Raw genomic sequence first — 11,472 nt, forward strand, 5'->3', positions numbered from 1 at the left:
CGCCCGGGCGCTGGACCGGCTGACCGCCGAGGCCACCCCGCAGCCCGCCGCCACCCTCACCGAGCCGCTGCGGCTCACCGGGGCGTACACCGCCGTGCCGACCTCCGGGATCTTCTGCACCGCCGGCGGCACCGGCATCGCCGGCGTGGAAGCCATGGTCGGCTCGGGCCTGCCGCAGTTCAAACCGCTGACCGACCCCCGGGTGGGCTTCTTCGACCTCGACACCGGCCACTGGCCGATGCTCTCCCGCCCGGCGGACCTGGCCGGCATCCTGATCCGGGCCGCCGCCGGCGAGGGACACCGGATCGCCCCGCCGCCCGCCGCCGAGGAGCCCCCCTTCGCGCGGCCGCACATCCTGGACCTGCCCGAACGCCCGCTGCCGGACCGCCCGCGCGAGCGGATCGACAACCTCGACCTCTACTTCCCGGCAGACTCCTACTTCCCGGCAGACTCCGCGCAGGCCCTCGCGGACCCGCTGCCGGCGATCCTGTTCGTCCACGGCGGCCCGGTCTCCGAAGACGTCCGGCCCACCCCGCGCGACTGGCCGATGTACATCGGCTACGGCAAGTACGCGGCGGGCCTCGGTGTCATCGGCGCGACCGTCGAGCACCGGCTGTACGACCTGCACGCCTACCCGCAGGCCGCCGAGGAGATCGCCGCGGCCGTCGACGCATTGCGCGCCCACCCCCGGGTGGACGGCGACCGGATCGCGCTCTGGTTCTTCTCCGGCGGCGGCCTGCTGACCACCGACTGGCTGGCCACCCCGCCCGCGTGGCTGCGCTGCCTGGCCGCGAGCTATCCGATACTCGCGCCGCTGCCCGGCTGGGAGGCCGTCGACGAGCACTTCCACCCGGTCGAGGCGCTCGCCGGCGCGGGCCGGCTGCCGATCGTGCTGACCCGGGCCGGGCTGGAGGCGGCGGCCGTCGCGGCGGCCGTCGCGGAGTTCGTGGCGGCGGCGCAGGAGCACAAGGCGGAACTGGAGCTGATCGACGTCCCGAACGGGCACCACGGCTTCGAGACGCTCGACCACATCGACGAGGTCCGCGACGCCATCGCCCGGGCCTTCGCCTCGGTCCTGCGGCACCTGCGGGCGTAGCGTCCGGGGGCGCGGCTTCCGAGTACGTCCCCGGTACGGCCCCCGCCCTGCTCGGCGTGTCCGCGCACGAGCCGCGGGACCGGCGCATCGCGCGGGCAGGTCCAGGGCGGCCGGTCCTGGTACACCGGCATGGGCCACACCGAGGGAGTCGTACGCCGACCCCGCCTTCCGCGCGCTGCTCCTCGGCGGGATCCGCGTGGCGGCCGGCACCGACGAGGCCGACGGAAGCCCGCCGGATTCGCCGGAAAAACGACCGTACGCGGCACCAAACACCCGCAGCGGCAAGGAAGTTGACGTGAAATCAGCGACATCGATGAAAAACGGCGCCGCGCTCGTCCAGAGGCCCAGGGCCCAAGCCCAGGCCCTGACCCGTGCCTGCGGCGGGCCTCTTCTTCCCGCGCGTGCGGCCGGTGCCAGCCGCACGGCTCCACCGGTCAGAACGGCGGCGTTTCACCACCCCCTCGGTCGTCGCCCGCGGCAGCCTTCCTGCGCTTCCTCCAATCCGTCCAGAAGCGCCGTTCCTCCTCGCGCTGGGCGGCCACGCCGGGGATGACGCCGATGGCCTCGGTGAAGCGGCCCTGTCGGACCAGCAGTTCGGCCAGGTCGGTCGCGGCCCGCTTGCCGGGCAGCGGGCGCAGGAGGGCGACGGCCTCCTCGACGCGGCCGTCCCGGGCGAGCAGCCAGGCGATGGTCGTCTCGCGGTCGTCGACCTCGTCGGCCGGCAGGGCCTCGATCTCCGCGATGGCTTCCCGGGCGCGTCCCGCCTCTCCCATCAGCCACCACCGGTCGGACCGGAGCCAGAACGCCTCGTTCTCCGCGAGGAACTCGGGGCTGCGTCCCTCCGTGAGTTCAAGGGCCTTGTCGTGCCGGCCCTGTTCGGCGAGCAGGAGCATGGCCGAGTGGAGAAGGTTCCCGTCGTAGAGGTCGTCGAAGGTGTGCTCCACCGCACCGATCGCGTCGTCGAACCGGCCCTGGCGGACGAGCAACTCCATCAGCGCGTTCTCGTGCCAGCCCGGCTGCCTGGCGGCGATGAGGTCGCGCAGGTACGCCTCCGCTTCCGCTGCCCGCCCCAGGTCCTCCAGCGCCGTCACGTACGGTCCCGGGGCGGCGCGCAGCTCGGGGCAGGTGGCGAGGTCGCGCAGTTCTTCGATCCGGCCGTGCCGCGCCAGCAGCCGGACATAGAACTCGATGGTGGTCCGCAGCCCGTCCCGGCGCGCGGCCACGTCCGCGCCGAGCAGCCGGATCGCCTCGTCCGCGCGGCCGGACCGCTCCAGGACCCGGGCCTGTGCGGGCAGGACGTGCCACGGGTTACGGACGCCGCACTGCCCGGGGCCGTGCCGGAACTCCTCGGCGATCGGGGCGAGCAGCTCCAGCAACCGCTCGTCGCGTCCCCGGCCTTCGGTCAGCTCCACCAGCTTCCCCAGCGCCCACCCGCCGCACTTGTACGGGTCGAGCACCCCGATTGCGTCGTCCACCCGCCCGGCTCCGACCAGCACCTCGGCGTAGTCCCGCCACACATCGGCCGCGTTCCCCTGCGGCTCCCTGGGGCGCGCCAGCTCCAGCGCCCGGTCGGTGTGGCCCCACCGCAACAGGACGTCGGCGCCCGCCCGCACCGCCGGCTGCCATCCGGTGGCCGCGAACGGCTCCACCACCGCCCAGGCCCGCCCGAACTCCCCGGCCGCGCACAGCCCCCGCACCGCACCCTCGGCGCAGAACCAGTCCTCACGCTCTCGTGCCGCCTCCACCAGCGCCGCCAGGCCGCCGCGTTCGAGGATCTCGTCCACGAGCCGCGGCAGGACACCACCGTGGTCGCCCCACTGCCACTGAAGATCATCCACATTCACGGGGGCACCCTAGAACCGGCCACCGACACCACCCGCACCCCGGGCCGCAGGCCGCCGGCGGACCCTCGGGCCGAACCGCGTCCCGGAGAACGGCCGTCGATCCGCCCGGCCGGTCGCCGTACACGAGGTCGGCGAGTCTATGGAACGCCGACGCAGGCGATCAACCACACCCGGGGAACGGGTCCGCTCAATAACCCCATTCATGACCCCGTGTAAAACCCCTCCAGGAATCGTCGCGGCGCTACTCTATGTGGAGTTAGCCAACGCCATGGGACTATGAGGGGGTTCAGATGAGGCTCGTGCTGGAAGGCGTATCCGAGGATCTGGCGCGTGAGCTCTTCGCGCTGCTGGGCAAGCACGGGGCGGCGCCGGTGCTCCAAGACGCGCAGTGGACCGTCACCAGGGCCGCGCAACTTCTGCGGGACCTGCCGGCCACCGCCGTGCAGATCATCCGCCTCGCCGCCGAAGGCGAGGGCTGGGTCGCCTCCGACCACCTGCGTGGCCCCGACGGGTCGGAGTCCCTGCGCGGCCGGTCCGGTGCGATCACCAAGGCCGTCAACCGGGGCGCCGCCAAGAAGCGCTGGCCCGTCGGGATGCCGCAGCCCGTCGAGGCGCAGTACGACCCCGAGAACCCCTCCTACCAGCGCACGACGGGCTACGTGATGAACGAGGACCTGGTCCCCGTCTTCAAGGCCGCACTGGCCCGCATCGACCAGGAAACGGCGGAGCGCGCCACCGCGCCCGTCACTGCGGAAGGCGGCGCCTGATGGACCGCAAGACGTACACCGCCGAGCTCGCCGGTCTGCGCGAGCTGCGCGCCGAGATCACGGCCGCCGAGAAGCAGGTCGCGGCCGCGCGGAAGGAGCTGGACAAGCTCACCGCCCAGCGTGCGCGCCGGGTTGCCGGGCTCGCGGGGTACGAGGGCGCCCAGGCCGCGCCGATCGCGAAGGCCTCGGGCCTGTCGGTCGGCGACGTCGTGCGGATCGCCCCGCTGCTGGACCCGACCCCGGCCGCCGTCCGGACCGCCAAGACCGACGACCAGGCCGCCACCGCTGTGCCCGCGCCCGTCGAGGCGCCGAAGGCGGAGCCGGTCGCCGAGCCCGCCGCCGCGGTCGCTCCGGCGCTGACCCGTCCCGCCGCCGTACTCGAGCAGCAGACCCCGGCCGCCCCGGCGACGGAGGTGCTGGCCGAGGTCGAGGGCCAGGCCGTCGTCGAGCAGCCCGCCCCGGCCGCGCCCGTCGCCGCTGCCCCGGCCGTCCTGACGGCTCCGGTCGCTCCGGTCGCTGTCGGGCCGCGCGAGCTGCCCGCCCTCCCGGAGGGCCCGGCCGGTGCGCGGTTCGAGGCCGTGACCACCGGGCTGGTGTCCAAGCGCCCGAACTTCGTCCAGCAGGCCCGCGCCACGGTGTTCCTGGACGCGGCGACCGGCGACCTCGCGGTGCGCGACCGCGTGGTGCGCCTCGACCTCGGCGCCCGCACCCCCGGGGAGATCCTGGACGCCGTCCTGCACGCCGCGCCCGGTACCGAGCGCATCTACATCACCGCCGGCGCCCCGTGGCACGACGGCGCCGAGCGCTACTCCACGCTCAAGGACGCGGTCGCCGCCTGGCTGAACACCCCGTCCGAGCGGTGGACCACCGCCGTCGGATCCGGCCGGGACAAGCTCGCCGGGCACTTCGTCCACCAGCGCCAGCCGGTCGGCCGCTACGCCCCCGCCGCCGCCCCGGACAGCGCCGCCACCGAGATCCGCTCGATGGGGGAGTGGTTCGACCCGGACGGCGCCGACGTCGTCACCTGCCGCCAGGCGTTCACGCTGCTGTGGCAGGCGCTGCGCCGCCACTGGGACGACGCGGTACTCATGGGCTCCCCCAGCCAGACCGGCCGGGACCTGTGGTCGCGCACCATCCCGACCACCGGCAAGTGGGCCGGAGGCTACCCGGTGCTGTCCGAGGAATTGCGCGGCCTGCTGCACGCCACGGGCGGCCAGGGCCGCACCGAGCTGATCCTGCCCCCGCGCGTGCCGGAGCAGCTCCCGGCGCTGGTGGAGTACGACCGCACCTTCGCCTACGCCAAGCACCTGTGGAAGTCCCCGGTCGGTGCGCCCCGGCGCATCACCGCGGCCGCGTTCGCCGCGATGACGGAGCAGGAGCAGACCAAGGCCCTGATGTCCTGCTCGCACTGGAACGTCCGCGTCACCGTCCCGCAGGGGTGGAACCACGTCGGCCTGCTCCCGGCCCCGGTCACCGGTGACCGCGCCTGGGTCTACCCGTCCGAGCCGGGCACCACGTTCACCACCTGGGCGGGCGGCGCCGAGATCCACCTCGCCCTGTCCAACCATCTGATGCCGTGGAAGGTCGAGATCCTCGGTGGCCTGCTGTTCGAGGACGGCAAGCCGCTCGACGAGTGGGGCAAGCGCCTCAAGGCCGCCTGGGCGGACCTGACCAACCTCTCGAAGCTGCACGGCGACGAGCGGCAGCGCACCGCGGCCTACCTCGCCTCCCGCGCCGTCCGCTCCGTGCTGCTGTTCGGCCTCGGCGGCTTCGCGCAGCGCCCGCGTCTGGTCTCCGGCACCACCCCGGTGGGCGAGGCGCTCCCGGCCGGGGTGGAGATCCTCGGCCAGGCGGGCGAGGTGGTGACGTGGCAGCGGCAGGCCGGGTTCTCCCGCGACCCGTACGCGCACCCCGAGTGGGCCGCCTACGTCTGGTCGGGCGCGCGGGCGGCGCTGCTGGACATGAAGTACCGCCAGGGCAAGGAGGTCATCGGCCACGCCGGTGCCCTTCACGCGAAGCCCGGCACGGTCGTCTACTTCGGCACCGACGGCATCGCCCTGACCGAGCGCCAGCCCTGGCCCTACCGGGGCGAGCCCGGCGACTACCTCCTCAAGGGCCGCCTCACCGGGCCGGTGGAGCACCCGACCAGCCAGGAGCAGTACCTCAAGCTGCGCGGCCTGGGCCGCGCCGAACTCGCCGAGAAGGGGACCGACCAGTGAGCCCGGCCGACCCGAACCAGCCGAACGAGGCCGCCCGCCTCACCCAGCAGCTCCTGGACGAGGGCTACACCAAGCGCCAGGTGGCCAAGATGCTCGGCCGCGACACCTCGCTCGTCTCCCAGTTCTTCACCAAGGGCAAGGGCGCGAGCATGGTCAACGCGCTGCGCCAGCTGGTCCGCGCGGTCCGGGGCGGCGAGCGCGACACCGAGACGCTGTCCGGCATCGCGGAGGCGAACACCGCCCGCCGCCGCACCAAGACCGGGCAGAAGGCGAGGGTGCGGGGCAAGGACACCGTCGGCGAAGCGGGCGGGTCGATGGCCGGCCGCGCCGGGAAACAGGCCATCAAGTCCGGCGCCTCCCACCTCGCCCCGGTGGTGCACGAGACCGGCCAGGCCGGAGGCCGCCTCGCCTTCACCGTCCGGATGAAGGCCGACCAGTACGTCTACAGCGCGGGCTCGGAGAAGGACTCCGGCGGCATCCGGCGCGGCTTCATCCCGCGCTCCGACGGAACCGAGGAGCGCACCTACGGCTCCGCCTCCACCGGCGGCTTCGACGCCGCCGAGTGGTCCCAGCGCGTCGCCGACCACCACGGCGACGTCACCGAGGCCATGAAGGAGTGGCTGGTGGAGACCGGCCGCGCCGTCGAGGACGCCGACATCGCCTACCTCGAAGTCCGCGGCTGGATCCCCGAGTAGCAGCTACCGGCATCCCCAGGACCTCCCGCCGCCCAGCACCGCCCAGCCCGCCGTCCGGCCGTGAAGGGGGCCCCCAGTGACCACCCGTCGCCCGTTCACGTTCGACCCCGAGACCCGCATCACCACCCGCCGCACCCGCTGGCGCTCCGGCCTGGACACCGCCACTGAGGAGGAGGCCAGGATCTGGCACGCGGTCCACCGTCGGCTCTGCGCCCCGCCCGTGCGGCCGGAGGAGCGGCCGTCGGCCACCGTTCCGCAGCTGCGCCGCTCGGTCCCGGGCGGGTAGCCCCGCACCCCCGATCCGCACCGCCTCGCCCTCCGCACCATCCGGCACACGAAGGAGAACACCGCCGTGGAGACCACCACCGCCACCGAGGCCGACGTGTCGGCCTCGTTCCGGGCCGAGGCCGGTCTGCCGGTCCCGGCGCAGCCGTCCGGCACCGCGATGAACCCGCTGCCGCTGCACGGGTTCCAGAAGGACGCTGTCGCGGCCGCGGTGCGCGAGGTGAAGGATGGCGGCCGCGCGACGGTCATCGCGGCGACCGGTTCGGGGAAGACGCTGATCGCCGCGGGCTGCGCCCGGCGCCTGGCCGCTCGGGGCCGGGTGCTGGTGCTGGTGCCGACGATCGAGTTGCTGGAGCAGACCGCGGAGGCCTGGTCGCTGCGGGGCGGCCGCCGGGGCCTGGCGGTGGCGGCGTGTTCGCGGGATGAGGCGCTGGAGAGCGCGGAGGCCGGCGGGCGCGTGCACGCCCGGGTGACCACGCAGGCCGCCAGGATCGCGGACCTGGTCGCCTCCGCGAAGGCGGGCGAGCCGGTCACCGTGTACGCCACCTACGCGAGCCTGGAGCGGATCGTCCAGGCTCACCGCGACTTCGGCCTGCCGGTTTGGGATTTGGTCGTGATCGACGAGGCGCACCGCACGGCCGGCTCGGACGGCAAGGCGTGGGCGGCCGTGCACACCGACGACCAGGTTCCCGCCGTACGCCGGCTGTACTTCACCGCCACTCCGCGGATCGTGGATGAGGCCCGGGTGCCGAGCGAGGTGGTGGATGTCGCCGAGGGCACTGTCATCTGCTCGATGGACGACGAAACCATCTACGGCAAAACCGTGTTCACCTGGACCCTCGGCCAGGGGATCGAGCACGGCTACCTCGCCGACTACCGCGTCCTGGTGCCGGTCGTCACCGACGAGGACCTGCGCGAGCTGCTCAACCTCCCGGCCGTCGCCGATCTGCGCTCCCAGCGCTCCAATGAGGAACTGCTGCGCCTGGCCTTGCAGATCGCGGTGCTGCGCGCCGTCAATGACCTGGAACTGCGCCGCGTCATCACCTTCCACTCCCGGGTGTCGGCGGCGCGGGAGTTCGCGAACACCGTGCTGGAGACTTCCGAGCTGCTGGAGGACGCAGAGCGCCCCGAGCGGATCTGGGCGAAGGCCGTGGCCGGCACCGACCGCCTCAAGGACCGCCGTCGGGCCTTCGCCGAGTTCAAGGCCCACACCGGTGAGCGGCCCGGCGAGGAAGGCGAGGAGTGCGGCATCCTCTGCAACAGCCGCCTCCTGACGGAAGGCATCGACGTGGCCGCCGTGGACGCCATCTGCTTCGCGGACCCCAAGAGCTCGGTCATCGACATCGTCCAGGCGGTGGGCAGGGCGCTGCGCCAGTCCTACCGGCAGGGCAAGGTGTCCTGGGTCATCATCCCGGTCTATCTCCCGACGCCGGAGGTCGGCGACGACACCACGGCCGCCGACCCGGCCGAGGTCCACGACGCCGGCGAAGCGGTGAAGGCGGAGGCCGACGCCGAGATCGAGGCCTCCAGCTTCCGTACGATCTGGCGGGTCCTGCGGGCGCTCGCGGCGCATGACGCCCGGGTGGTCGGCCGGATCACCGAGCTGCGCGCCTCCCGCTCCCAGGGCACCGCGCACACCACCGCGGCCAAGCCGGCCGAGGGCGAGGCCGCCGAGGCGGGGAAGGGCGAGCAGCAGCCGGCCCCGATCGAATCGCCGATCGAGTGGCTCAAGATCAACGCCCGGCAGCACGCCGCCCGGATCCTCCAGACCGTCAAGCTGCGCGCGTTCAACCCGCGCGCGGTGGAGTGGCAGCGCATGCACGCCGTCGCGGCGGTCTTCCACCTCCAGCACGGCCACCTCGACCCCACCGACAAGACCAAGCACGCCGAGCTGATCTCCTGGCTCACCCGCCAGCGCCACCTGGGCGGCCAGCACCTGCTCGACCCGGCCCGCGCCTCGGAGCTGGACGCGCTCGGCATGATCTGGTCGAAGAACGCCAACGCCTGGGAACGCGGCCACGCCTACGCCGCCGCCTTCCACCACCAGCACGGCCACCTCGCCATCCCCGCCACCGCGAAGCTCGACGACTACGCGGTGGGCGCCTGGATGCGCCGCCAGCGCAAGGCCGCAGGCCTCACCCCCGACCAGACCACCAAGCTCGACGCGCTGGACGCGCTGTGGCGCCTGGAGCCGGACTGGAACCGCTCCTACCGCCGCCTGCTCGCCTACCTCACCGCCGGCGGCGCCCTGGACGGCCCCGTCAACCGCACCGGCCTCGGCGACGACCCGGCCTTCCGGCCCGGCACCTGGCTGCGCAAGCAGGCGACGGCCCGCACCGACGGCAAGCTGACCGACCACCAGACCGCACTCCTGGACGCACTCACCCGGCACGCCGAGACCGTCACCGGCTGACCCGCCCCGCGCTCCGCCGTCCCGGCTCACCCAGCCGGGACGGCCCCACTTCCGTTCCGGCGTTCCGAGGTGAACCGCTGCGCCGACCGGTCCCTCTCCCCGGGAAACGCCCGGCCCGGCCGGAACCTCGGCGGGCGGGGCGGCGGGAACGCGGGGTCTTCTGACCGTGTGACAGGGCTGGACAGTGGTGCGGGAGTCGGCCAGTGTTCACGACCATGACGTTCCCGTTCCCCCAGCACGGTCCCGGTGGCGCGCGCGCCGTGCTCTTCGAGGCGGTCACCGCGGTCGGTGACGAGGCGGTCGCCCTGCTCGCCGGCTGCGGGGGCGGTACCCCGATACCCGGTGCCGAGTGGACGGTGGCCGAGGTCGCGGCCCACCTGGCGATGGCCAACGAGCTGATGGCCGCCCTGGCCGCGGGCGAGGAGCGGCCGTACGGGGACGGTACCGCGGGCTCGCTGGCCGCGGCGAACGCGGCTTCGCTGGCCGCGCGGCCGGAGCGGGACCCGGCCGTGCTCGCCGAGGAGATCGCCCGGCGGGCGAGGGAGTTCACGGCGGCGGCCGGCCCGCGTGGTGGCACCGAGCCGGTGCTGACCCCGCTCGGCCCGATGGACTTGGACACCCTCGGCGCCTATCTGCTGACCCACATGCTGGGCCACCTCTACGACATCGCCGTCGCCTTGGGGCGGCCGCACCCGATCGACCGGCACCGTGTGGGGCTGACGATGCCGTTCCTGCGGACGGTCATGCCGCGGGTGACGGATGCCCGCGCCGCGGCCGGACACAGCGCCTGCTACCGGCTGCGGGTGCGTGGCCTGGGCGCCTTCGCGGTGACCTTCACGGACGGCGCCGCCGTGGTCAGCCAGGAGCCGCCGCGGCGCCCGGACTGCACGATCCTCACCGAGCCGGTCGCGTTCCTCCTCATCGCGCTGGGCCGCTACAGCGCCATCGACGCCCTCGCCCGGGGCAAGGTGCTCGCCTGGGGCCGCCGGCCGTGGCTGGCCCCGGTCTTTCCCGGGCTGTTCGCCGCCCCCTGAACGACCGCGCCTCCCCGAGTTGCCGCGCCCCGAAGACACACAGGCCGGTCGGACCGATGGGAGTGTCGGTCCGACCGGCCTCGTCGTTGCCGCTCAGAGGTGGTGGCGGGCGAAGAACTGCCAGGCGGCGGCGGAGGCGTTCGGGCCGGTGGGGTCGGCGTACTGCGCGACCGCCGGGTCGGTGGAGCCTCCGGACCACTTGTGGGCCATGCCGTGGATGGTCCAGAACTCCAGCAGGGTGCCGTAGTCGGCGACGGTGTACGTCCGGCCGCCGGGGACGGCGGCGTCGGTGACCTGCGCGGGTTGGGCGGGCAGGGCTGGAAGCCCCTGCGTGTCGAGGGCCAGGTTGTCGGTCTGGCGCCACTGCTCCAGGGCTTGCAGGCCGCACTGGTAGGGGACGGCCGGGTCGGCGTCACCGTGGAAGAGGATCGCCGGGACGGGGCGCTGCCGCGGGCCCATCTGCGCGAAGGCCTGCCACGCGAGGTCCGTGGTGTCGGCGGTCGGCAGGTACGGACCGGCGCAGCCCACGGCCCCGTGGCCGTAGGCGGCGCCGGAGTGGACGCCGATGGCGGCGTAGAGGTCGGGGTAGTCCGCTCCGAGCACGGAGACCTCGAAGCCTCCGGCGGACATGCCCAGGGCGTAGGTGCGGGTGGTGTCGACGTTCCACGCGGCGGCCACGGCGCGGGTCATGCCGGCGATGGCGGCGGCGTCGCCGTGGTCGCGTGTCTCGCCCTGCGGGTTGGTGGTGGCGCGCCAGCAGCGGCCGTTGAGGAGCCGGTCGTAGGCGTCGCCGTCGGGGTAGAGGACGATGGCGTGCTGCTGTTCGGCGATCGGATCGAAGCCGCTGGACTGTACGCGCTGGTCGGCCGTGGTGTTGCAGCCGTGGAGCAGGACGACCAGCGGTGACGGCTCCCGGGGGTCGTAGCTGGAGGGGACGTAGAGGCTGTAGTCGTAGCTGTCGCCGGCGGAGTCGTAGCTCTGGTGGAGGTAGCTGCCGGGTCCGGGGAAGGCGGACGCGGACGTGGTCGTGGACGCGGCGGACGCGGTGGGCGTGGCGGAGGCGGGGAGCGACAGGCCGGTGGCGGCGAGCAGCAGTGCCAGGAGGTGGGCGGGGCCGGG

At 74.0% G+C, this 11,472-nt stretch carries 9 protein-coding genes; 7 read left to right on the plus strand and 2 right to left on the minus strand.

Translation table 11 applies throughout. The features are described from left to right. Window positions 1-1,096 (plus strand): dienelactone hydrolase family protein (locus tag J0670_RS16525; protein WP_207812347.1); only part of this gene is annotated, 1,096 nt, incomplete at its 5' end. A 434-nt stretch (window positions 1,097-1,530) separates the two neighbouring features. On the opposite strand, the gene J0670_RS16530 is transcribed toward J0670_RS16525, so the two are convergent. After that, complete coding sequence (locus J0670_RS16530) at window positions 1,531-2,934, minus strand: tetratricopeptide repeat protein (RefSeq protein ID WP_207812348.1); 1,404 nt, start codon at window positions 2,932-2,934, stop codon at window positions 1,531-1,533. 296 nt (window positions 2,935-3,230) lie between these two features. Between J0670_RS16530 and J0670_RS16535 the strand changes: the two genes are divergently transcribed. The 6 genes from J0670_RS16535 (at window position 3,231) to J0670_RS16560 (ending at window position 10,353) form a co-directional block, all read left to right on the plus strand. Further along, entirely contained in the window at window positions 3,231-3,707 is a 477-nt protein-coding gene (locus J0670_RS16535) for a hypothetical protein (protein ID WP_207812349.1), read from the plus strand. Further along, window positions 3,707-5,926, plus strand: coding sequence for a hypothetical protein (locus J0670_RS16540; RefSeq protein WP_207812350.1), 2,220 nt, complete (start codon window positions 3,707-3,709; stop codon window positions 5,924-5,926). The genes J0670_RS16535 and J0670_RS16540 overlap by 1 nt, the downstream gene beginning before the upstream one ends. Further along, entirely contained in the window at window positions 5,923-6,621 is a 699-nt protein-coding gene (locus J0670_RS16545; protein ID WP_207812351.1) for a helix-turn-helix domain containing protein, read from the plus strand. The genes J0670_RS16540 and J0670_RS16545 overlap by 4 nt, the downstream gene beginning before the upstream one ends. Window positions 6,622-6,697: 76 nt before the next feature. Next, window positions 6,698-6,907 (plus strand): hypothetical protein, encoded by a 210-nt coding sequence (locus tag J0670_RS16550; RefSeq protein WP_207812352.1) that lies wholly within the window; start codon window positions 6,698-6,700, stop codon window positions 6,905-6,907. Window positions 6,908-6,973: 66 nt separating this feature from the next. Continuing rightward, a complete protein-coding gene (locus J0670_RS16555) occupies window positions 6,974-9,319 on the plus strand; it encodes a DEAD/DEAH box helicase (protein ID WP_207812353.1) in 2,346 nt (781 codons plus the stop codon). Window positions 9,320-9,534: 215 nt separating this feature from the next. Next, window positions 9,535-10,353 (plus strand): maleylpyruvate isomerase family mycothiol-dependent enzyme, encoded by an 819-nt coding sequence (locus J0670_RS16560; RefSeq protein ID WP_207812354.1) that lies wholly within the window; start codon window positions 9,535-9,537, stop codon window positions 10,351-10,353. A gap of 93 nt (window positions 10,354-10,446) precedes the next feature. On the opposite strand, the gene J0670_RS16565 is transcribed toward J0670_RS16560, so the two are convergent. Next, window positions 10,447-11,472: PHB depolymerase family esterase (locus J0670_RS16565; RefSeq protein WP_207812355.1), on the minus strand; the 1,026-nt coding region annotated here is incomplete at its 5' end.

It is taken from the genome of Streptomyces sp. FH025 (assembly GCF_017427025.1).
GTDB lineage: Bacteria > Actinomycetota > Actinomycetes > Streptomycetales > Streptomycetaceae > Kitasatospora.

Excerpts from the sequence above, each read along its gene's own strand:
- J0670_RS16560 (WP_207812354.1), top strand. The coding sequence starts at position 9,535 with ATGACGTTCCCGTTCCCCCAGCACGGTCCCGGTGGCGCGCGCGCCGTG.
- J0670_RS16535 (WP_207812349.1), top strand. The coding sequence starts at position 3,231 with ATGAGGCTCGTGCTGGAAGGCGTATCCGAGGATCTGGCGCGTGAGCTC.
- J0670_RS16540 (WP_207812350.1), top strand. The coding sequence starts at position 3,707 with ATGGACCGCAAGACGTACACCGCCGAGCTCGCCGGTCTGCGCGAGCTG.